The following is a 22,165-nucleotide window of genomic DNA, read 5'->3' on the forward strand; positions in this document are numbered from 1 at the left end:
GTCCGTCCGCTGTGCGTGGCCAGCATTGGTACCTGTACCTGATTATGGACATATACAGTCGCAAGATCGTTGCTTGGGAAATCCATGAAATGGAATCCGGTGAACTAGCCAGGAAACTGGTCGAGCGTGCATTGCTGCGCGAGAGCTGCTGGCACAACCCGCCGGTGTTGCATGCCGATAATGGAGCGCCAATGACGTCTTATACGCTCAAGGCCCGGCTGGCCGATCTGGGCATGCTGATGTCGCACAGTCGTCCGAGAGTGAGCAACGATAATCCATACTCGGAATCGTTGTTCCGCACGGTCAAATACTGCCCGGAGTGGCCCTCAAAAGGCTTTAAATCGCTCACGGCTGTGCGTGAATGGATGCTGGCGTTCGAGTGCGCCTACAACGAAAGACATCTGCACAGTGGTATCAACTTCGTAACACCGGCAGATCGGCATCGTGGCGTTGATCACCAGCGCCTGGCGCATCGGAAAATGGTTTATGAAAGAGCAAAGCGCAGGAATCCACAGCGCTGGTCTGGCAATACCCGGAACTGGGAAGTCACCGGTCCGGTATCGCTCAATCCTGGCAAATTGCAGGAGGTTGAGCTTAATAGATTAGCTGCTTAGGTGCAGCTATTTGGACAACTGGGTTGAAAATCGCCGGAAGCGCGTGCTGTGAATTTCGCGAGCGAGTTCCATAACACTCTCTCGGTGCGCTTCCTGTTTATCCAGTTCCGCAATTTCTGCAGGGGTTTTTCCTGCTCGTGCGGCATTTTTTGCTCGGGCTTGTTCGGTTTTATATCGATTCATTGTGCGTTCCTTTTTTTAAGGTTGAACAGTAAGCGCCAATAAATCAGCACCTACAACCGAGCTCTGCAATTGCACACACTGAATGCCTCATCCATTCCACGAGCATTCAGCATGACCCCTATTGAAAAAAAGCACTTCTGGCAGCAACAGATTCATGATTGCGAAGCTTCCGGAATATCCGGCAGCGCTTTTTGCAAGCAGCAGTCCTTGATTTACCACCAGTTCGTTTATTGGCGCCAGAAGCTGGCGCCTGCTGAAGATACTCCAAAACAAACGCAGGCATCCACCGGATTTGCGCGCGTTGTTTCTTCTGCTACCCGTGCGCGGGTGGGCGCTGACGACGTTGATGGCCTAACCGTATCGTTACCCGGCGGTGTTGCGATCACCGGTTTGCACGCTGGCAATATCGAGTTGTTGGGCGCGGTGCTGAGGCAGCTGTGATGCGCCACCGGTATCTTCGGCCGTCACTGTCGTTGCCCGAGATTTATCTGTACCGAGCACCGGTGGATTTCCGCAAACAAGCCAACAGTCTGGCAGTCCTGATTGAACAGGAGTTGGGCCACAATCCGTTTACCGGCGCTCTTTATGCCTTCACCAACCGGCAACGGAATAAGATCAAATGCCTGATGTGGGAAAACAATGGCTTTGTCCTCTATTACAAGGCTTTGGCCGAGGAGAAGTTCAAATGGCCCAAGGCCTCGGATGAGTTGATGATACTGACCGGCGAGCAGATTAATTGGCTGCTGGATGGCTACGACATTGCCCTGCTAAAAGGCCATAAAACCCTGCATTACGAGGCGGTTATTTAGCCCTTTTTAGGTGCTTCAAAACGTTGTTTTCGCTATAATTTGACCATGAAATTAAAGCCTGAAACACCGTCAAAAGCATCCGATATCAGCGACCTCTCGGCCGCTGAATTGCTGTCGATGGTTGAAGGTCTTCAGCAAGAATTAGCCGCCAAAAGCGCTGAGGTTCAGCAACGTGACCAAGCGGTTAAGCAACGCGATCAGTACATTCACATCCTCGAAGAACTGCTGCGTTGGAAGCGAGTCCAACAATTCGGCGCCAGCAGTGAAAAGTCCAAAGACCAGATCCACCTGTTCGACGAAGCGGAGCTGGAAGTCGAAATCGATGCCCTGCGCGAACAGCTGCCAGACGATGTTAAAGAAGACGAAGCGCCGCCTGCGCCCCGTAAACGTCGCCAACGCGGTTTCTCGGACAAACTCTTGCGTGAGCGTATTGAGCTAACCCTCAGCGACGAAGACAAAGCAGGCGCCATCAAGACCTTCTTCACCAAGGTAAAAGAAGAACTGCAGTTTATCCCGGCCCAACTCAAAGTTCTCGAATACTGGCAAGAAAAAGCCGTGTTCGAACACAATGGTGAAGAGCGTTTGGTGGCTGCCGCTCGACCAGCCCATCCCTTGGGCAAGTGCACAGCCACCACCTCCTTACTGGCTTACGTCATTACCTCAAAATACGCCGATGGCCTGCCTCTGTACCGTCTGGAGCACATGCTCAAGCGTCTGGGCCATGAGATCAGTCGCACCAGCATGGCGCACTGGGTGATCCGTCTGGATGACGTGTTCAAACCGCTGATCAATCTGATGCGCGAAGTGCAAAATAGCAGCGACTACCTGCAAGCGGATGAGTCCCGGATACCCGTTCTGAAAGAAGACGGTAAAACGGCGCAATCGGATAAGTGGATGTGGGTCACCCGCGGTGGCCCACACGGAAAGCCCTCGGTTCTGTTCGAATACGACCCGTCACGGGCGGGCAAAGTGCCGGTGCGTCTACTGGATGATTTTAACGGCATCCTGCAAGCCGACGGTTACTCTGGCTATGGCAAAGTGTGCCGGAATAACAAGATCACCCGAATTGGCTGTTGGGATCACGCCAGACGTAAGTTCGTGGAAGCCATTAAAGGGTCAAAGCCTCAGGGTAAAGGCAAGCCTAATAAGGTCTCCAAGGCCGATGTGGCTCTAGGCCACATCAATAAACTCTACGCCATCGAACGCCAACTCAAAGAACTCAGTATCGACGAGCGTTACCGCATCCGGCAGGAGCTGAGCGTGCCCAGACTGGAAGCCTTTAAGACCTGGCTGGAGATCAACGCTGGCAAAGTCGCCAAGGGCACGATGACGCGCTCTGCCATGGATTATACGCTGAACCAGTGGCCGACCTTGACCGGCTACTGCGAACGAGGCGATTTGCAGATCAGCAACGTGCTGGCCGAAAACGCTATCCGCCCGTTCGCTCTGGGAAGAAAAGCCTGGCTGTTCGCAGACACCTCACGGGGTGCGCGTGCCAGTGCCACTTGCTATTCCTTGGTCGAGACCGCTAAGGCAAATAACTTGGAGCCCTCACGTTACATCCAACATATACTGGACCACATTGCCGGGGCTGACACAGTGGAAAAGCTGGAAGCGCTGCTGCCGTGGAATGTGGATCTGGAGCGGGTCCTAAAAAAAGTGCCGCAAATCGACTGAGGGCAAGTGGGCCGATTTAAGGGCGCTTACGTTGAACACGAAGGTCATCGCGTTGTGCTGACTCATCGTCAGGATATTAAACGTGGTGCTGTTGGCGCGTTGGTCAAGGTTGATGATCTGCAATACAGGATTGCAGTAGCGTAATTCCTTGAACCATCGCTTATAGAAATAAGGTATTACGGTGCTGAAATCATCGGCATCGGTCATCAGGTCGCAGTGCAACATGGCATCGGGCGTATCCAGTTGCTCGTGGATGGTTGAGTCCGTCGTAAACACGGGGTTGTCGTGAATCAGCACGTTAAAAATCTCGTGATGAAAACCCAGAGCGGTCGAGGCGAAGTCGTGAGCGAAGGGCATGAACCCGTATGCGATAAGCAGTTCGGAAAAAGCAGTGGCGTTCAAAGTAAGTGACCTTTGAGAGTGAATTTGCCAGTGTTTTCCGAGTACGAATTAACGGTAACAATTTGATGCGAGAAATAACGTCGCAGATCAGATTTTTTATCTTGTCAAGGATGCCATCTAATATCAATGAGAGTGGATCAGAAAATCGTGGGGCTTTATGTCCGAGGGAAATCGCATTCTGAAGGATCAAGCGACACTATTTTTCGCATGTGCGGTGCATAGTGGTCCCATCAAATGGGAGTAGGCTTATGATTGATAACTTCAAAACCGACCTGATCGTTTGTACAGCCGCTATGACCTCAGAAGAAGTGCTTAAGCGTATGGGCTATCACAGGGCAACCTCTGCCAACCTTGAACGCCTCCAAAACGTGCTGGACAGTGATGAGTTCGGCTTAAACGATGGCGGGTTCGACTTCAAATACAGCAGTGAAGGCTTCCTGCGGGCTTTGTGCACGGCTACAGGAATAGAGATGGCACTGGCAGAACAGCGCATAAGCCGCGTGAAGAAACGGCTGACAGAAGAGAAAGCGGCCTTTCATCCATATCTATGGATAGAAACCGACTTCAAACGTAAAAGCCAGCCGCTGTTTGCACTGGCAGCCTGCGAGCATCAACGGTATTTGCACTTTGCAGAAGGTTTCTGGCGATTGACGCTAGACAAACAACTGGGCCGTACGCAGTGTATGGTTCGTGAACATGCCTACGAAACCGGCGCAGACCTTGGAATTTGGGGGGAGATCGAGCAGTATTGGTTTTATTATAAAAAAGACGCAGCCTATCTGTTAGCTCGCAATGGTGAGGTGATAGGTAAGCGCGAAGGGCCAGTCCCCAGCCAAGTCACTGGAAGCAAAGCGTTGGGTGTAATTTTATCTGCCGCTCGCGAAGCCGAACAGTAATCGAAGAAGGATGCAGTATCGATGTACGATCTGATTGGTGATATTCACGGCTACGCCAGCAAACTGAAAGCCCTGTTGACTAAAATGGACTACCAGGAAATCGATGGCGTTTGGCAACACCCAGAGCGCAAAGTTATCTTTCTCGGCGACTTCGCAGACCGCGGGCCAGAACAGGTCGAAACCGTTCGGATTGCTCGGAGCATGGTCGAATGTGGTAATGCCCTAGCGGTGATGGGTAACCATGAATTCAACGCCGTTTGCTGGGCTATGCCAGATCCCGAAAACCCCAAGGAATATCTACGTCGCCACACCACCAAAAACCAGGGCCAGCATCAAGCGTTTCTAGACCAAGTGGGCGAGGGAAGTGATCAGTACAAAAGCATGATTGAATGGTTCAAAACCTTGCCTGTGTATCTCGACTTGCCTGACCTGAGAGTCGTTCATGCATGCTGGCACCCAAAATACCTGGAAGCTATTGGCCAGTTTACAGATGACAAGAATCGGCTGTTACCAGAAGCATGGGAAGCCAGCAGCCGAGAAGGCAGCCTAGCGTACGACACGATTGAAACACTGCTCAAGGGCCTCGAAATTCCCTTGCCACCCGGGCACTATTTTCTCGATAAAGAAAATAATAAACGTACCGGCGTGCGAACCAGATGGTGGCAAACCGAAAAGTTGACTTACCGCGATCTTGCCATGGTTCCGGGATCTGAGATCGACAAAATCCCTCATAACCCTGTTGAGGCAGACATCCTTCCTGGTTATGACGGTGAAAAGCCGGTGTTTGTTGGGCATTACTGGCTTAAAGGCGAGCCGGCTCCACTGAGCGACCATATTGCTTGTTTGGATTACAGTGTGGCTGGGGGCGATCGCGGTGGAAAACTCTGTGCTTATCGCTTTGATGGTTCGACGATTCTGAACTCGAAAAACTTTAGGTGGGTGGAGAAAAGTCAGAGTTACAAGTAATGGATATACGCAAGATAAGGAGCTATCTGTATTCGTGATTGATCGACAGGCACAACTTTTTTGCGGCTCGCAAAAATACTGATGCAAGCGGCGACGTGTAACGATATTAGCTTGCTTCCGTTCGTAAGTTACCCAGCACATGCGCGCTTGGAATCTGTCGTAATATCAAGCAGTATTGATCAATCCTAAAACAGCGCAGCCTACTCGTTTGTATGCCGTCGCAGTATCTCAAAACAAGCTGACTAGGGAGTAGATCGCCGTTGACCGTTGCGAACTTGAAACTCAGTGATGCAGTCGAGCTCGCTAGCCGAAAATATGAGCAGCTGGTTTTTCTGCCGATTGGCTACCTAAAAAATCAGGCTGAGGGTTTGCCAGGGTTGAATGTTGGACTCGCTGTTGCTGAGCGCTTGATCGAGTACGCCGCCCCGGAGCGCCCCAAATTTTTGGCTAGCTGTTTGCAGGAGCTGATAAATGAAGCGGAAGGGGCAGTACTGGTGTTATCGCGCATCGAAGTCTTGTTTGAATCATCGCTTGTCACGGATCCACTGAAGCTTTTAAAAGCTTGTTCCAGGCAAAAAACCTTGCTTGTAGAGTGGCCGGGATATCTGTCGCCCTCATCACTAACTTACGCAACACCAAGCCATCCAGAATACAGGCAATACCGATTAGCAGATCTGAAGGATGTCATTGTTCTTTCAGCCAATTAAGACAAAGGAATAAATGTGAAATACGGCGATCTGATCAAGTTTGAACCCCTGGAAACGGTGCTGCAGCTACGGGCTGCAAATGACCAAAAAACTGCCGAGAGTATGGTGAAAACCTACGTTATCTCAGAGGAGATGGCGGAGCGGCTTGCTGATGTGGTGATTCCGCAGCTTCAGTTTTCGGACCCACGCGATAATAAAGCGGTTTTGGTTGTGGGTAACTACGGTACTGGTAAATCGCATTTAATGTCGGTGATGTCTGGCGTTGCTGAGCATTCCGACCTTGCACAGTACATCAGCCACCCCAAGGTGGCGGAAGCGGCAAAGAAGATCGCGGGGAAGTTCAAGGTTATCAGGGCGGAAGTTAGCGCAGCATCTGAAATGTCTCTACGCGATATCGTAACAAGCATTTTGACGAAGGAGCTGTCGGAGCTGGGCGTCAATTACATATTTCCGGCCGCTGACCAGGTGAGCAATCACAAAATTTGTTTTGAAGATATGATGGCTGAGTTCCATCAGTCGTTTCCTGACCACGGCCTTTTATTTGTGGTAGATGAGTTGCTCGATTATCTCGATTCCAGGAATGAACAACAGGTTGTCCAAGATCTAGGTTTTATGCGTGAAATGGCTGAGTCCTGTACGGAGTTACGCTTCCGATACATGGCAGGGGTTCAGGAGGCCATCTTCGACAGTCATCGCTTCCAGTTTGTGTCTGATCGCCTGCGACGGGTAAAAGACCGTTTTGAGCAAGTATTCATTGCCCGCAACGACATCAAATTTGTTGTCGCAGAACGTTTACTTCACAAAACGGTCGACCAGCAGGCAAATATCCGCGAGTACCTGACTCCTTTTGCCAAGTTCTACAGCAACATGAACGAGCGAATGGATGAGTTCGTTCGGTTGTTCCCAGTACATCCCGACTACATCGATACCTTTGAGCGTGTTTCCGTTATTGAGAAACGGCAGATACTGAAAAGCCTATCCATCAGTATGAATAAAATCCTTAAGTCGGATGTGCCTAAAGATTACCCAGGCGTCATAGCTTACGACAGCTACTGGAAGGAGCTTTCGAGTGACGCAAGTTATCGAACTCTGCCAGATATTCGCCAGGTTATAGATGTCAGCTCAATCCTCCAGGAGCGGATTGAGAGGAGTCTTGCGCGGCCCGCATATAAAAATATGGCGAGGAGGATCATTGACGCACTCGCATTGCACCGCTTAACCATGAACGATATTCATGCATCTGTGGGAGCAACAGCTCACGAGTTGCGAGACACGCTATGCCTTTATCAATCAGGCATTGAGGATCTTGGCGGAGACCCTGCTGAAGATTTGTTGTCACAAGTGGAAACGGTGCTGCGTGAAATTCACAAAACTGTCTCTGGCCAGTTCATCTCTGCCAATCCGGACAACCATCAGTATTATCTGGACCTAAAGAAAACTGATGATTTTGATGCCATTATCGAACAGAAGGCAGAAACGCTCAGTCCAGATGCTTTGAACCGTGCCTACCACAAAGCGCTTTATAACATTCTGGAGTGTTCAGACTTACCTCAAACGGATTATCGCAACCTGTGGGGCAATGAGATTGAGTGGCGAGAGCGCAAAACTGCTCGAATGGGGTGGCTGTTCTTTGGTACGCCCAGAGAGCGCAGCACAGCGTACCCGCCTCGGGACTTTTACTTGTACTTTATACAACCTTTTGACACGCCCAAGGCCAAGGATGACAAGCTTCCAGACGAGGTACAATTTTATCTGACAGGATACGATCAAGATTTCAAAAAATACCTAGAACACTACGCGGCGGCCCAAGATCTGGCGGGAACTGCGTCTGGACATGCAAAAATTACCTATGAAGCTAAGTCGCTGCAGTTCCAAAAACAGATCAATCGCTGGTTGTTGGAGCAAATGACGACGGCTTTTGAAATCCAGTACCAGGGTAAGCGTAAGGCTCTCTTGGAGTGGGTTAAAGGTAAGAACCTTCGTGATCTGGCAGGGCTTAGCGCACAAGAGCGTATTAACTTTCGCGATATGGTAAACACGGTTTCAGGCGTTTTATTGGAAACTCACTTTGCGGATATTGCGCCTGACTACCCAAAGTTCTCAGTGTTGGTCACCAGTAAAAACCGTGAACAATATGCCAAGGACGCGATACGGGTAATCGCAGGTGGTAGCTCAACCAAGCAGGCGACTGCTGTACTTGATGCACTGGACTTGTTGGACGGAGACAGATTAAAACCAGCTGATTCCAAATACACGAAGTCTATTCTCGATAAGCTTAAGCAAAAGCCGCATGGGCAAGTACTGAACCGGGCAGAAATCATTGAAACCGTCAAAGGTATTGACTACCTAGAGCCTGAAACCAAACGTCTAGAATCAGAGTGGGTCGCAGTTTTGATGGCGAGTCTGATCTATTCAGGCGATATCGTACTGGCGGTACCTGGCAATAAACTCGATGCCAGTAAGTTGAGCGATATGGCGAGCATGCCCGTGGATGATCTAGCCGCGTTCAAGCACATAGAACGGCCCAAAGACTGGAATCTTCCAGGTCTGACCGCACTCTTCGAATTACTGGACCTTGCGCCTGCTCTGGCAATCGAAATCTCCCAAGGAAGAGACGGCAGTATTGCGTTGATGCAAGAGCATGTAAGCAGCGCCGTAACCCGTTTGGTTGCTATGATCCATAGTTTACGGGAGCGTATGCCATTTTGGGGAGGCATGGTATTGACCGAGTCGGAAGCTGAACAGTTCAAACAGGAGTTGGCTCAAACGAAAGAGTTCTTGGAAAGCTTGCAGGCATTCAACACCACCGGGAAGCTCAAAAACTTCAAGTACAGTGCCGAAGATGTAAAAGCTCACCAGGAATGTTTGAACCGACTCGCCGAACTGGAAAAGCTCAAGAATTTGGTGGCGGAACTTACGCCATTGGCCAGCTACCTTTCCAAAGCAGAGGCTGTCTTGCCGCCTGAAAGTGAGTGGACTGGAAAGGTAAAGGCAGTTCGCACGGATGTAATCCATCAGCTGGATAGCCCGAAAGAAAGGAGTAGTGCCAACTTCAGGCATCAGGTGGTTGGACGCCTGGAGCAACTGAAAAAAGAGTACATACACATTTATAGTAGCCTTTATGCTAAATGCCGTCTCACCCTGTCAGAAGATAAACGTAAAGCAGAACTGCTTCGTGATAACCGGCTGGACCAGCTACAAGCTCTTAGCACTATTGATATTCTGCGGGGGAGTCAGCTCACCGAATATCGCAACAACTTGGCTAGTCTTAAAGCTGCTGCTCCAATCAACTCGGCGGACTTACAGGCCGACCCAGTTCCTGGGAGTATCGATTTTAGACCAATCAACGAAGACCTGAGCGTATATGCAAGCGAGCGTTTGAATACATTGGAAGCTGAGCTAGACCAGATCGTTGCTAGTTGGACCAAGTCTCTGCTGGATAACTTGCGTGACCCAACGACCAAGGAGAGCATTTCGCTACTGTCAGATGAAGACCGTGCAGCTATCGAAGGCTTAAACAGCGCAGGCCTTCTCCCTGACTACGTTGACGAAGTACTAGTGAAAGCTCTTAGGCAGGTTCTCCGAGGGCTGATACCAGTTGAGCTCTACCGAAACGAAGTGGAAACGGCACTTTTCGTCGAAGGGGCAGCAGCAACGATTGGCCAGTTGAAGCAGCGACTCGATGAGTTTTTGAGTGAGAAATGCAAAGGGCAAGATGTCTCTAAAGTTAGGGTTGTATTGAGGTAACGTAGGCGAGCTGGGGAACTCAGGTGGCTTCTTCTTTCCACCGGAGTTTCCAAAATATGTCAACGCCTGGTGGTTTTTAGATCAATCAGCAACCCAGAAATTATTCGAGTATTGTTCGTATTCAATTATAGGAATTGGCAAATGGCTGATCGGAAACAGGACCTTCTCGACTTGAAAGATCCTAATTATTCAAGTGCAGAGTATGCGGCAGTAGAATGTCTTGGTAAGACGTTTTCGAATGATAAGGAGAGGCGTGAGTATTTCACAGCCATACTGGCCGAAAAACTAAATGATCCAGAGTTTAGGCGTACAGACGGCTTTCCGATTGGTGATGATGAGAATATTTTAGAATTATCCAATCCTCCTTTTTATACCGCGTGTCCAAATCCTTTCGTCGAAGATTTTATTAGGCATTATGGCCGGACCTATAACCCTGAGCGTGAGTATAAAAGAGATCCATACGCGACTGATGTTAGCGAAGGGAAAACAACTCCGATTTATAATGCGCATAGCTATCATACAAAAGTTCCGCACAAAGCAATAATGAGATATATTTTGCATTATACGAACCCTGGCGATTTAATTATGGATAGCTTTTGTGGGACGGGGATGGCAGGTGTGGCAGCAGAGCTTTGTGGTGACTATGATGAAGTAGAATCATTGGGATATAAAGTCGAAAAATCAACCGGCGAAGTTTTTTCTAAAGATGATGATGGTAAATGGGTGCCTTTCTCTAAATTAGGCGAGAGGAAAGTTATTCTGAATGATTTAGGATCTGCTGCTACTTTTATGGCGGGCGTTTACAATTCTAGTTTTAATTGTGAGTTTTTTAGTGAGCAAGCTGAAGATTTGCTTAAAAATGCTGAGAGTCAACTTGGGTGGATGTATGAAACCAAACACAAGGATGGAGTGGTTGGTAAGATAAACTTTACTATTTGGTCAGATGTTTTTGTTTGCTCTGAGTGTGCAGAAGATATAATTTTCTGGGATGCGGCAATCGACTTAGAGCTCGCAAAAGTTCGAGATAATTTTCCATGCCCGAGTTGTAATGTTCTCGCTAGTAAGAAAAATTTGCCGAGAAAGTGGATTTCATCTTACAACCCTAAATCGGACTGTACAACTAAGGTTACTGCTCAAGTTCCAGTATTAATAAATTATAGTATTGAGGGTGCTGCAAAGCGATTTGAGAAGCGTCCTGATGACGACGACTTGGCTTTGATAAAAAAAGTTGAGTCAATGGATATAGAAGAGTGGTTTCCGATGGATATGCTGCCAGCTGGAGATAAAACTTCCGAGCCTATCTCCAACGGTATTGTAAGCGTTGATTTATTTTACACAAAAAGAAATCTTTTGGCGTTATCAAAAATATATTCATTGATTGAATATGCGCCATTACGTTTCCTTTTTACGGCTGCACTTGGCGGGCTGAGTAAATTAAATCAATTTCATTTAAAAAATTATATTTTCGGGGGCGGTGGTGTTAATCCAGGGCCAAGAAAAGGAGTTATTTATACCCCATCTATCAGCTTAGAAAACCCTCCTCTCAAGGTTTTACGAGATCGATTAAGGACGCAGGTTAGAGCCTTTCGATCAAAAGACAATTGCTCTGGAAAGAGTTCAATAGTGTCAATGGGTAGTGCTACACGTCTACCAATAAGCAGTGAATTCGATAATTCTCTAGACTACGTTTTTATTGATCCCCCGTTTGGCTCAAACTTAATGTACTCCGAGCTGAGTTTTATGTGGGAAAGCTGGCTAAAAATATTCACTGAAAACTCATTTGAGGCAATAGAAAACAAAACACAAAAGAAAACTGTAGATATTTACAGGTCGTTGATGACTCAGTCTTTCAAAGAAGCATATCGGCTTCTTAAACCTGGCCGTTGGATCACTATAGAATTTTCTAACACCAAGTCACATGTATGGAATAATATTCAAACAGCTATTTCTGATTCCGGATTCATAGTTGGTAATGTGTCTGCCCTAGATAAAAAACAAGGTGGAATTAATTCCATTGTGGGTTCCACCGCTGTCAAGCAGGATTTAGTAATTTCCGCATACAAACCAGACGATGGGTTTGAAAATAGATTTTCCCGTGAGTCTAATGATGAAGGGGTGTGGGACTTTACGCGTACACATCTCAGCTATCTGCCCGTGGTGAAGCGACAAGCAAATGAAGTTATGAGAATACCCGAACGGGATCCTCGAATATTATTTGATCAAGTTGTTTCCTTTTTTGTTCGGAACATGCGTGATGTTCCAATCTCTAGTAAAGAGTTTCAGCAAGGGTTAGTCGAACGATACTCGAAGCGCGACGGTATGATTTTCTTACCTGAACAGGTCGTTGTTTATGACCGTGCGAGAGCCTCTGTGAAAGGATTACGTCAACTCGTAATCTTTGTAGACGATGAGGCCTCGGCAATTGAATGGTTGCGCCAACACCTGACGGATAAGCCTCAATCTTATCAGGAAATACATCCTAAGTTCATAAGCGAGCTTTCAGGTTGGAAAAAAGCTGAAGTTCTATTAGAGCTTGCAAAAATTCTTGAACAAAACTTCATAAGATATGATGGTAATGGCCCGGTTCCTACGCAGATAAATAGTTATTTAACTAAGAATTGGCACGAAGTGCGGGACTTAGGGAGAGACTCACCAGCCTTGAAAAAAAAGGCTAAAGACCGCTGGTATGTCCCGAATCCAGATCGAGAAGAAGATTTACAAAAGCTTCGTGAAAGAGACCTTTTGAAACAATTTGAAGAATACAAATCTCATTCAGGACGGCAGCTCAAAACGGTTCGCATGGAGGCAGTACGTTGTGGATTCAAGAAAGCATGGCAAGACAAGGACTATACAACGATTATTCAGGTAGCCGAGAAAATCCCTGAAAGCCTGTTGCAAGAAGATCCTAAGCTTCTCATGTGGTACGACACTGCAATGACTCGTGAAAGTGACTCCAGCCTGTTTTAAGGATGCCTGACGTGACGAACTTCGAGGTGGGCCAGTGGGTGTGGTCATATACTCACGAGCAGGGTGGCAAAGTTATTGAAGCTTCGTCACTCTGGGGTAGTGGAGCATGCAGGGTATGGTTGCCTCAAAGTGGCGCTGTCGTAAAACTGCCAATAAACCAGTTGTCTTGTTTGGGTGGCGACAGTCGAGTAACACCGGATTATGTTGCTTATGTGGCCGCCGCGGCCCGAATAGCCGCCAGCCAGAACGATGATATTCTACTGGCACCGATCAGCAGCAACGTAATTCCTCTACCGCATCAGCTCAAATGTCTGAATCGTGCAATGAGTAAGCCTCAGGTGCGCTATTTGTTAGCGGACGAAGTGGGTCTTGGCAAAACTATTGAAGCCGGCCTTATTATGCGAGAGCTTAAACTGCGGGGCTTGGCTAGAAGGATTCTAGTGGTGGCGCCGAAGGGGTTGGCTACCCAGTGGATCAGTGAGATGGATGTCCACTTTAACGAGACGTTCCACCTTATTTTACCTGGCGAGCACCGGAGTTCTTCAGACAACATCTGGGCCAGTCATGATCAAGTCATTTGCTCAATGGATTCCATAAAGCCCATCGAAAAGCGACGAGGGTGGAATATCCAGAAGGTCGAAGACTATAACCGCCGTCGTTTTGATGATCTGATTGCAGCAGGTTGGGATTTGATTGTTGTGGATGAGTCTCACCGCTTGCAGGGCAGTACTGAGTCAGTTGCCCGATACAAGCTTGGGCAGGGGCTATCTGACGCTGCACCCTATTTTCTGTTGCTCTCCGCAACACCTCACCAAGGAAAGTCGGATGGCTTCCACCGACTGATGGCTTTATTAGACCGAGAGGCTTTTCCAGATGAGTCGAGCATTACTGAGGAGCGTGTAAAACCCTACGTCATTCGCACCGAAAAACGACAGGCGATTGATGCTGATGGAAATCCGCTGTTTCGACCACGTAGAACAGAGCTCAAATCGATTGCGTGGAAGCCCCGTCATGGGCCGCAGAGAGATCTTTACGAGGCAGTGACTGAGTATGTGCGCGATGGCTATAACCAGGCACTTGCGAGTAAACAGAATGCCGTCGGCTTTCTGATGATTCTGATGCAGCGCCTTGTCGTCTCTAGTCCATCGGCGATAAAGGGTACCTTGGAGCGTCGGCTACAGGTTTTGATAAAACCAAGTCTCGCACAGCAAGACAGTTTGCTTACCGAGGAAGACTGGGAAGATCTGGATGGTCAGCAACAAGTAGAAACAATGCTGAACAATCGCGAGTTTGTGAGAACCGCAAAAGCGCTTAAAAGTGAACAGCAAGAAGTTGAGTGGCTACTCAACCTTGCGGACCAATGTGTCAACAGCGACATCGACGCAAAGGCAGATGCATTATTGGGCTTGGTTACTGAATTACAGCGTGAGGAAAACGATCCCAACCTCAAAGTCCTGATCTTTACCGAGTTCGTAGCCACGCAGATGATGTTGGCGGAATTTCTAAGAGCCCGTGGCATGTTGGTGGCCACTCTTAATGGCTCCTTGAGTATGAGCGAGCGCAAGGATGTGCAGAATGAATTTTCAGGCCCGGCTCGTATTCTAATTTCCACCGATGCTGGTGGTGAAGGTCTTAACCTGCAGTTTTGTCACGTTATTATCAATTACGATATTCCATGGAACCCAATGCGCTTGGAGCAACGTATCGGTCGCGTAGATCGGATCGGCCAGAAGCGCGTGGTCCGCGCCATCAACCTCGTACTGGCGGACACGGTGGAGCATCGAGTGCGGGAAGTTCTGGAAGAAAAGTTGGCGATAATTCTCGAACAGTTCGGAGTCGACAAAACCGGTGATGTTCTCGACTCTGCTCAGGCTGGGCAGTTGTTTGATGAACTATATACCGGAGCCATCCAGAATCCAGGTGCTATTGATGACGAAGTCGCACGTGCCCTTGAAGAACTCAAATCCAAAGCTAGCGCTAGTCAAAGTAGCAAAGCATTGTTTGTCGATGATACCCCGATAGATCCGGAACAGGCCAATGAGTTACGGCGTCATCCTTTACCTCACTGGTTGGAGAGAATGACGCTGTCTTACCTAAGGCATTCTACTCATGGTCAAGCTGAGAAAGTCGATAACGGCCGTCAGGAGCTTTGGGATTTGATTTGGCCTGATGGCGAGGAGTGGAGGTCATGCCGGTTTTTGGGCTCTAACACTAACGAACCTAGGGGTGGCAAGTCTCACTTGGCGGAAAGGGCTGCTGAAGAAGTTCAAATCAGCCTTGAACAGCCAAAAATCCGAGGACTTATTTACAATCCTCCACGGTGGATCCCTGCTGAGCCTATTCCGGTATGTTCGATTGCGGGCCTTCCAGATACGGTCGATGGGACATGGTCACTATGGCAGATCAAGTTGGAACCGGTTGATCCTGATATTAGTAATCCGCGCGCCTCATGTACGGCATTTTTCCCATTGTTTATTAGTTGCGAAGGTAAAAGCTTTCCGGCGACGGCTAAGAGGATCTGGGAAACACTGCTTAGCCATGTTCCGGTGTTCGGGGAGCCCGACCTGAGTGAACGTCCTGAGTCAGTTTTTGACGCTTTAAAAGAACAAGCGATTATTGCCGGGGAGGGCGCTTTCCTAGCACTCAAACAAGAATATGAGTGCGCACTGGATGAGGAAGCGGAGAAAACTAATTACGGATTTACTGCCAGGCGAAAAGCTGTAGCGCGTATTGGGTTACCGGAAGTCAGAAACTATCGGTTAGGTTTGCTGGACACAGAAGTAAGTGATTGGCGGTCGAATCTAAACCATCGAAAACAGACAGCGCCAGAGCTTAATCCTTTGTTGGTGCTCCGGGTTGTTCCAGAGGCCGTGGGCCTATGACATCCGATTTGTATGAGTCATGGCGAAAACCCATCCTTCGGGCGCTAGAGCCCGGGCTGAGTGACTTTTTCGTTGTCGAGGACACTGACGGGTTGTTGGCTGAGCCTGGCATTCAAAAAATGCTTCAAGCTCGGGATGTTCAGTTCTATGCCTACGATGACCCAATTGCTTTCCGCCATTTCTATGAGACCCGTATCCGGGGTGATGAGGTAGGGCGGGAGCGAACACTTGTAATCAGCTTGGGAGAAGACGCACCAGAAGCTAGGTCTTTACCGTTTGACGTTATTAATCGGGCGAGAGTCGAGTCGATTAATATCAGTGATTGCTTTCCTGATCTTTTTTCGCCAATCGTTCGGCAGCTTCAGGCGTTGGAGCTAGATCTTCTTTATCGGGCCGTTGATGAGTTTATGCCTGGCAAACTTGGCGACTTGGCAACACGAGATTTCGTGTTGCGCCATGTGTTTCAGGTAGCGCCGGAGGTGATTCAAACCGGGTCTGATCTCCTCAGGGTGCTCTTACGCCTAGCCTATCGCGATATTGCATTACCTGACTTGCTGAAGGCGCGCTTGGCCAAATTGTTGCGTAAACGCGCTGAATTCAAGGATTGGCCACTAGAGTTGGTAATCGTCAACCGGCAGTTGTTTTTTGAATTTCTTCAACACAATTGGCGGCCCTATGTTTACGCTGTATCGGAGAATGTCCGTAAAGGTGGAAGCAAGGAGCCGTTGGAGACAGGCTTTTCTGGACGAAAGGTGCGGGTCAATGTCGTTCTGCCTTTTGGTCATGACGATGTGAAAGTTTACATCGATAACCTATTTCTAGAGGGGCATCTGCAACCAATCGAAATAGATTTTGATCAGAAGCCCTTGTTACGCGATCACTGGTGCAGAATGGGAGTTAAGCTGGACCCTGAAGCAGATGTGAAGCAGAAAGCTTCTGGCTTGATAGGGCTTTGCAGTGAGTCATTGCCGGAAGCGGATGCGCGTTACCAGAACTGGTTCGTATTTTCCGCAAGATGGGCCGAGCTTACGGCGATTTACCATACCCAACCTAATCTGATCGACTGGTCGCTTTTTCTGGACCTGCAGAAGCAGGTAGATATTCGCTTCAAAGACTGGATGGTTTCGTCCTACGGCAGCCTTCACACCCAGCCACCAGTGCCCCCTGCAATGCTGCATCACCTTCCAAAGCTGATGGCTAGGGATATAAGTCGGAATCAAACCTCCAAAGTCGCATTGATTCTTGTCGACGGGCTTTCGATGGACCAGTGGGCGACGTTAAGAAATCATATGCACCTTGGAGATGTGGTAGACGAGTCATTTATGTTTGCATGGGTTCCAACGGTAACCTCCATATCGCGACAGGCTTTGTTCTCTGCCAAAGCGCCTCACCAATTTCCCAAAACACTCTCTACCACAAGCAAAGAGGGTAGAGCTTGGCGGAATTTCTGGGTTGAGCAGGGGCTGTCCGAAACCCAGATTCATTATGAGGTGACGGTCGACGCAACGAGCATTAAGGCGTTGAAGGAACGAACCGAAGATCCGCGCATGCGAGTGCTGGGACTTGTGATCAACACCGTCGACGATATGATGCACGGAATGCAGCTGGGAGCGGCCGGAATGCACAACCAGATAAAGCTCTGGGCTCAGCAAGGCGTGCTGGGTGACCTCATCAACGAACTACTCCGCAAAGGCTACAGGGTTCACCTGACTTCAGACCACGGGAACGTTGCTGCGGTTGGCGGCGGAAAGGTCAGTGAGGGCAGTGTTGCCAGAAGCCGCGGTGAACGAATGCGGCTTTACTCGTCAGATACGCTGCGTCAGCAGGTGTTTGAGTCTGTGAAGGAAAGGGCTGGAATCTATTGTTGGCCGCAGGTCGGGCTACCTAAAGATGCTTGGCCACTGGTTATGACCGGCCGTGAAGCTTTTGTAGCAAAAGGCGACACCATTGTTGGACATGGCGGCATTTGCATTGAAGAAGTTATCGTCCCCCATATTACGTATGCGAGAGAGAATTCGTGAGCGATAAGAAACTAGCAGTTGGCTTTGATCGTTATATCGAACGTGACTGGCTTGATCAGATAGCGCAATGGGTGATCGAAGGCAAAGATCGAAAAGCACTTCATGGACTGGTGGATGACTACTTGAAACCGTTTATCAATGGCGCAACCTCACTGCGTAAAACGAAAAACGTGTTGTTTGGAATATGGGTCAATACCAAACCGGAGAGTGAGCAGTTCAAAAGGCAGGCAATCGAGATGTTCCCGAGCGCCAGTCGTGACGAGCGCCTGGCTATTCATTGGGGGTTGGCCCTTGCGAGCTATCCGTTCTTCGCATCACTTACTCGGCTGATAGGGCGCCTGCTAAGGCTGCAGGACGATATTATCAGCAAAGAGTTGGTCCGACGTAGTGTTGAGCAGCATGGTGATACAGAAACAGTGAGGCGGGCAACAGCCCGTCTTTTGCAGAGCCTTGCACAATGGGGTGTTCTGAAAGCTGAGAGTAAGAGCCTGTTTCACCCGAACAGTAAAATTGGTCAGCATAATACCGAGTTAGCAACTTGGTTGGTTATAGCCCCGTTGCTTTCCAGTGAAAAGCCAAGGGTAATGGTTGACGAATTGACAGCTGAGCCAGCTCTGTTTCCGTTCGACGCGTTTCCTGGAATTTTTCAGCCAACCCAATCGTCGCTTATAAATATTATACACCAGGGAATAGGCGAGACTATCGTGGCATTGCGGAAGGCTTGATCGTGAATAATTTGTGCTTTATATGGGTTTTCGCATTGTGATACACAGCTGTATCTAGCAGCCTTCATAGCTAGTGAGCAGGGATGGTTAAATTATAATTTTTTTCAACGGCTCTTAGCACAGTAACGATTTCTGCATGTCGGTTTTTTCCTCGGACGTCCAGCTTGCGCGATGTGCCAAAAGCGCAGAAAGCTTGTCCAGGTTGAACATGCCAAGACGGTGAAAGTTGCCCCCGCTGGGTTGGCCAAAAAGGTTATAGATAACGACGGTGCTATCGCGCTCACTCGCTAATCGCTTTTGACCTTTGAGAACTTGTTTAGCGTATTCTGCCTCGTCTCGGTCGTCGTAAGTGTTGAGTAATTTCACGTTGAGTTCGCTTCCTTTGGATCAGCTGAGCATAGTAAAGGATTGGGTTGAAGGTTCAACTTTGTTGATGAAGGGTAGATCGCGAAAGGGGGCTGACAAATATTTATGAAACTCGATGGTCGTGTCTGCAAACAATTAATTTTGGGAGTATTAGCAGCATCTATGGGCTGTGAGCCTGGCGACGATATACCACTGACCTGGAAAAGGAAGCCTGCAAACCATGTCATTACAAAACCGGACAACCCCACAGGGAATAATTGACGTTACGTCAGCTCGCGGCACCCTAATGGGCAACAGGGGCGTGCTGCACAACTCAAAGAAAGAGGTGCGGCACCTATTTAAGAGCAAAGCTTGGATTACCTGCCTTCTGGAATTCAAAGATAGGCGGCGAGAACTGATGTCCCCCGGCCTTTACACTGAGCTTTTCTTTCTCGATGAGGTGACGGCATTTGCTGCCGGGCACCGCCCTTGCGCAGAGTGCCGCCGCGCTCGTTTTAATGAATTTCGTGATGCTTGGGGTTACGCCAATAACCAGGATGGTGATTCTGCTGTTCGGGCGCCTCAAATGGATAACGTTCTTCATGCTGAGCGGGTAGACGGAGATCAAAAAGTTACTTGGCGACATTCGTTGGCGGATCTACCCCACGGAACCATGTTTCAGGTCGGCAGTGATAGCTATGCAGTGTGTGATCAAAATTTGTTGAAATGGAGTTTTGAGGGGTATTCAGCTGTGGAAAGGAGAGACTTACCAGAAACCGTTGATGTTTTGACTCCGCCTTCGGTGGTGAATATTTTTAACAGTGGTTTTAAGCCAGTGTTTCATCCAACTGTAACTTCATGAGAGTGGGCTTGGTGCCAAAGGGGATAGCGTGGATTATCAGCAACTAAAACAGCGCCACAGAGCCGAACGAGACAACTACCACACAAACCTCAGCCTCCGCGTTCACCGGTCGTTAAGCTGGCTTCAGCGTGCCGAGCAAGCGGAAGATCCAGACGGCCGGTTCATCTTTCTCTGGATAGCCTTTAACGCAGCTTACGCCACGGAAATTGACGACGAGTATCGCACATCGGAAAAGTTGTCCTTCGGAAGCTTCCTTGAAAAGCTATCGGATTTGGATGGTAATCGCCTTCTTGAACAACTGACTTGGACAGAGTTCCCGAAAAGCATCCGAGTATTGTTGAGTAACCGCTATGTTTTCCAGGGATTCTGGGATTTCCATAACGATAAAATCACGCAGGAAGAGTGGGAAAGCCAGTTCGAGAAAGCGAAGGTTGCCGCTCAGGCAGCTTTGGGCAGGCAGGATACGCCAACGGTATTGGGCATTGCTTTGCACCGGATCTATACGCTTCGCAATCAGCTGATTCATGGGGGTGCGACCTGGAACAGCTCCGTGAACCGCGACCAGGTAAGAGACTGCGTAGCACTCATGGAAAAGCTGGTGCCTGCTATTCTCACGATCATGATGGATAACTCAGATACGCTTTGGGGTGACGCTTGTTATCCAGTCGTTGAAGGGTAAATTTTTAATGCAAAACAACTTAGAACCTTGGATCTCGGCCACCGAATCGAAAAATGTTACCAGGGAACGCTTTTTCGGTTGCCTGCTCGGCGGCGCAGCAGGCGATGCTCTGGGTGGTGCCGTGGAATTCATGTCCCGTGCGCAGATCCTTCAGAAGTTTGGCGAATGCGGCATTACCGACTATGCCAATGCCTACGGAGGCAAGGGCAAAATCACCGACGACACCCAGATGACTCTGTATACCGCAGAGGGTTTGTTGAGAGGCCGAGTGCGTGGGCTTGCGAGAGGAACAACAAGCTTTGTTGGCACGGTGGGTCACGCTTATATCCGGTGGTTGGCAACACAAGGCGAACGCAACCAGCGCGTGCCAGCAGATATGGATGGTTGGCTGCATCAGCAGCCTGAACTCCATCATCAACGTGCCCGGGGATGACTTGCCTGAGTGCGTTGCGGGATATGGAAGAAGCAGAGGAACCTGCAGCAAACGACAGCAAGGGGTGCGGTGGCGTCATGCGGGTAGCGCCGGTTGGTTTGTTCTGCTGGCACTTTATGAGTAAGGTCGAAAGTGACCAGGTCTTTGAGCTGGGCGCAAATATAGCAGCAATCACCCATGGCCACCCAAGTGGATACCTTACGGGTGGCGTGCTTGCTGTGATGGTATATGCGCTGGTTGATGGTGCCACTTTGATGGAGGCTCTTCAGCACGCCAAGACACTGTTGGTTTGTCATCGTGGCCATGAGGAGACTCTCCACGCACTTGATAACGCGGTTCGGCTGAGTACTGCAGATATCCCTCATCATGAGGCTATTAAACAGTTGGGTGAGGGTTGGGTAGCTGAGGAAGCTCTGGCTGTATCTGTTTACTGCGCACTGGTTGCACAGAGCTTTGAAGAAGCTGTCGTTCTGGCGGTCAATCACGATGGCGATTCGGATTCTACCGGAGCTATTACCGGGAACATTCTTGGTGCAATGCTGGGTGTGAACGTAATTCCGGAACGGTGGCTGAAACCGCTGGAACTCAAATCGGTCATCGAAGCGGTTGCTGAGGATTTGTGGATTTGTTCGACGTGGAAAAGCTTTAGCGACGACCATGAGCTGTGGGAGCGTTATCCGGGGTATTAGCTCTTCGCTGATTTTTCTATCTGTTTGCGGGCTTCACATGTAGGCAATGTCCCAGTTCTCATTAGACGTCGGCATTTCGTGGGCTCCTAGCGGCGGAAACCCAAGCTTTTGGCCGCACTCGTTCACTCTCTCCCTGAAATTTCATTATATTCAGCATATGTCAGCGCCCCCTTCGCGCATAGTATTTATGCGCGTAGAATGCCTGCCTAATAATTTAGTGTTTTCTACGTTGATACCCCCTTCGTGAATAGTTTTTTATGCAAGTAGAGCCACAAGATTGGCTTCGTTCACTGAGTAATTTGACGTTCGTTAACTAGATGTTTTTATATGTCAGCGCCCCCTTCGCGCATAGTGTTTATGCGCGTAGCATGCCTGCCTAATAATTAAGTGTTTTCTACGTCGATACCCCCTTCGTGAATAGTATATATGCACATAGAGCCGCAGAATGAGTGTCGTTCACAGACCAGTCTGATACTCGATAATTGGACGTTTTTATATTTCAAACACGCCCTCGCGCATAGAACTATGCACGAGGGGTGCCTGCTTCATTTACAGGTTGGC

19 protein-coding genes are annotated in these 22,165 nt (G+C 48.9%); 16 read left to right on the top strand and 3 right to left on the bottom strand.

Going from position 1 to position 22,165, the window contains the following annotated elements; all coding sequences use genetic code 11:
* Positions 1-614, top strand: a 614-nt coding sequence (locus tag MWU62_RS18135; protein ID WP_247113765.1) for a DDE-type integrase/transposase/recombinase, incomplete at its 5' end; no start/stop codon positions are given.
* A gap of 6 nt (positions 615-620) precedes the next feature.
* On the opposite strand, the gene MWU62_RS18140 is transcribed toward MWU62_RS18135, so the two are convergent.
* On the bottom strand, positions 621-797 hold the full coding sequence (locus MWU62_RS18140; protein WP_247116172.1) for a hypothetical protein: 177 nt from the start codon (positions 795-797) through the stop codon (positions 621-623).
* Positions 798-908: 111 nt separating this feature from the next.
* Between MWU62_RS18140 and MWU62_RS18145 the strand changes: the two genes are divergently transcribed.
* Genes MWU62_RS18145 through MWU62_RS18155 form a run of 3 tightly spaced genes read left to right on the top strand, consistent with a single transcriptional unit; the run spans position 909 to position 3,283 of the window.
* Positions 909-1,238, top strand: coding sequence for an IS66 family insertion sequence element accessory protein TnpB (locus MWU62_RS18145; RefSeq protein WP_247116173.1), 330 nt, complete (start codon positions 909-911; stop codon positions 1,236-1,238).
* Positions 1,238-1,606 carry an IS66 family insertion sequence element accessory protein TnpB gene (gene tnpB / locus MWU62_RS18150; protein WP_247116174.1) on the top strand — a complete coding sequence of 123 codons (369 nt, stop codon included), beginning with the start codon at positions 1,238-1,240 and terminating at the stop codon, positions 1,604-1,606. Before MWU62_RS18145 ends, tnpB begins: the two co-directional genes overlap by 1 nt.
* A 39-nt stretch (positions 1,607-1,645) precedes the next feature.
* Positions 1,646-3,283, top strand: a complete 1,638-nt coding sequence (locus tag MWU62_RS18155; protein ID WP_247116175.1) for an IS66 family transposase — start codon at positions 1,646-1,648, stop codon at positions 3,281-3,283.
* Here MWU62_RS18155 and MWU62_RS18160 read toward each other — a convergent pair.
* Positions 3,257-3,685 (bottom strand): hypothetical protein, encoded by a 429-nt coding sequence (locus MWU62_RS18160; RefSeq protein ID WP_247116176.1) that lies wholly within the window; start codon positions 3,683-3,685, stop codon positions 3,257-3,259. The genes MWU62_RS18155 and MWU62_RS18160 overlap by 27 nt on opposite strands.
* Positions 3,686-3,933: 248 nt before the next feature.
* Here MWU62_RS18160 and MWU62_RS18165 point away from each other — a divergent pair, with 248 nt between their 5' ends.
* From MWU62_RS18165 to MWU62_RS18200, 8 genes are all read left to right on the top strand, one after another.
* On the top strand, positions 3,934-4,581 hold the full coding sequence (locus tag MWU62_RS18165; protein WP_247116177.1) for a hypothetical protein: 648 nt from the start codon (positions 3,934-3,936) through the stop codon (positions 4,579-4,581).
* A 21-nt stretch (positions 4,582-4,602) separates the two neighbouring features.
* Positions 4,603-5,547 (top strand): metallophosphoesterase, encoded by a 945-nt coding sequence (locus MWU62_RS18170; RefSeq protein ID WP_247116178.1) that lies wholly within the window; start codon positions 4,603-4,605, stop codon positions 5,545-5,547.
* Positions 5,548-5,822: 275 nt separating this feature from the next.
* The gene (gene brxF, locus MWU62_RS18175) at positions 5,823-6,254 is read left to right on the top strand and encodes a BREX-3 system P-loop-containing protein BrxF (RefSeq protein ID WP_247116179.1); all 432 of its coding nucleotides are present in this window, start codon (positions 5,823-5,825) and stop codon (positions 6,252-6,254) included.
* A 15-nt stretch (positions 6,255-6,269) separates the two neighbouring features.
* Positions 6,270-10,001, top strand: coding sequence for a DUF6079 family protein (locus MWU62_RS18180; RefSeq protein ID WP_247116180.1), 3,732 nt, complete (start codon positions 6,270-6,272; stop codon positions 9,999-10,001).
* A gap of 141 nt (positions 10,002-10,142) precedes the next feature.
* A complete protein-coding gene (locus MWU62_RS18185) occupies positions 10,143-12,968 on the top strand; it encodes a DNA methyltransferase (protein ID WP_247116181.1) in 2,826 nt (941 codons plus the stop codon).
* Between the two features lie 11 nt (positions 12,969-12,979).
* A complete protein-coding gene (locus tag MWU62_RS18190; protein WP_247116182.1) occupies positions 12,980-15,850 on the top strand; it encodes a helicase-related protein in 2,871 nt (956 codons plus the stop codon).
* On the top strand, positions 15,847-17,871 hold the full coding sequence (pglZ, locus tag MWU62_RS18195) for a BREX-3 system phosphatase PglZ (RefSeq protein WP_247116183.1): 2,025 nt from the start codon (positions 15,847-15,849) through the stop codon (positions 17,869-17,871). Before MWU62_RS18190 ends, pglZ begins: the two co-directional genes overlap by 4 nt.
* The gene (locus MWU62_RS18200) at positions 17,868-18,596 is read left to right on the top strand and encodes a hypothetical protein (RefSeq protein ID WP_247116184.1); all 729 of its coding nucleotides are present in this window, start codon (positions 17,868-17,870) and stop codon (positions 18,594-18,596) included. Before pglZ ends, MWU62_RS18200 begins: the two co-directional genes overlap by 4 nt.
* 114 nt (positions 18,597-18,710) lie before the next feature.
* On the opposite strand, the gene MWU62_RS18205 is transcribed toward MWU62_RS18200, so the two are convergent.
* Positions 18,711-18,962, bottom strand: coding sequence for a hypothetical protein (locus tag MWU62_RS18205; RefSeq protein ID WP_348645663.1), 252 nt, complete (start codon positions 18,960-18,962; stop codon positions 18,711-18,713).
* Positions 18,963-19,182: 220 nt separating this feature from the next.
* On the opposite strand from MWU62_RS18205, the gene MWU62_RS18210 reads away from it, so the two are divergent.
* The 4 genes from MWU62_RS18210 to MWU62_RS18220 are packed head-to-tail and all read left to right on the top strand — an operon-like array spanning position 19,183 to position 21,604.
* A complete protein-coding gene (locus MWU62_RS18210; protein WP_247116185.1) occupies positions 19,183-19,803 on the top strand; it encodes a hypothetical protein in 621 nt (206 codons plus the stop codon).
* Between the two features lie 28 nt (positions 19,804-19,831).
* Positions 19,832-20,482 carry a HEPN domain-containing protein gene (locus MWU62_RS18215; RefSeq protein WP_247116186.1) on the top strand — a complete coding sequence of 217 codons (651 nt, stop codon included), beginning with the start codon at positions 19,832-19,834 and terminating at the stop codon, positions 20,480-20,482.
* A gap of 7 nt (positions 20,483-20,489) precedes the next feature.
* Positions 20,490-20,915, top strand: coding sequence for an ADP-ribosylglycohydrolase family protein (locus tag MWU62_RS18955; protein WP_281494969.1), 426 nt, complete (start codon positions 20,490-20,492; stop codon positions 20,913-20,915).
* Complete coding sequence (locus MWU62_RS18220) at positions 20,912-21,604, top strand: ADP-ribosylglycohydrolase family protein (protein ID WP_281494970.1); 693 nt, start codon at positions 20,912-20,914, stop codon at positions 21,602-21,604. Before MWU62_RS18955 ends, MWU62_RS18220 begins: the two co-directional genes overlap by 4 nt.
* Positions 21,605-22,165 lie beyond the last annotated feature (561 nt).

The sequence above is a fragment of the Marinobacter sp. S6332 genome, assembly GCF_023016045.1.
In the GTDB taxonomy this organism is placed as follows: domain Bacteria; phylum Pseudomonadota; class Gammaproteobacteria; order Pseudomonadales; family Oleiphilaceae; genus Marinobacter.

Bases quoted from the DNA above. Each gene is read 5' to 3' on its own strand.
- MWU62_RS18140 (WP_247116172.1), bottom strand. From the start codon at position 797: ATGAATCGATATAAAACCGAACAAGCCCGAGCAAAAAATGCCGCACGA.
- MWU62_RS18145 (WP_247116173.1), top strand. From the start codon at position 909: ATGACCCCTATTGAAAAAAAGCACTTCTGGCAGCAACAGATTCATGAT.
- tnpB (WP_247116174.1), top strand. From the start codon at position 1,238: ATGCGCCACCGGTATCTTCGGCCGTCACTGTCGTTGCCCGAGATTTAT.
- MWU62_RS18165 (WP_247116177.1), top strand. From the start codon at position 3,934: ATGATTGATAACTTCAAAACCGACCTGATCGTTTGTACAGCCGCTATG.
- MWU62_RS18170 (WP_247116178.1), top strand. From the start codon at position 4,603: ATGTACGATCTGATTGGTGATATTCACGGCTACGCCAGCAAACTGAAA.
- MWU62_RS18185 (WP_247116181.1), top strand. From the start codon at position 10,143: ATGGCTGATCGGAAACAGGACCTTCTCGACTTGAAAGATCCTAATTAT.
- pglZ (WP_247116183.1), top strand. From the start codon at position 15,847: ATGACATCCGATTTGTATGAGTCATGGCGAAAACCCATCCTTCGGGCG.
- MWU62_RS18210 (WP_247116185.1), top strand. From the start codon at position 19,183: ATGTCATTACAAAACCGGACAACCCCACAGGGAATAATTGACGTTACG.
- MWU62_RS18955 (WP_281494969.1), top strand. From the start codon at position 20,490: ATGCAAAACAACTTAGAACCTTGGATCTCGGCCACCGAATCGAAAAAT.
- MWU62_RS18220 (WP_281494970.1), top strand. From the start codon at position 20,912: ATGACTTGCCTGAGTGCGTTGCGGGATATGGAAGAAGCAGAGGAACCT.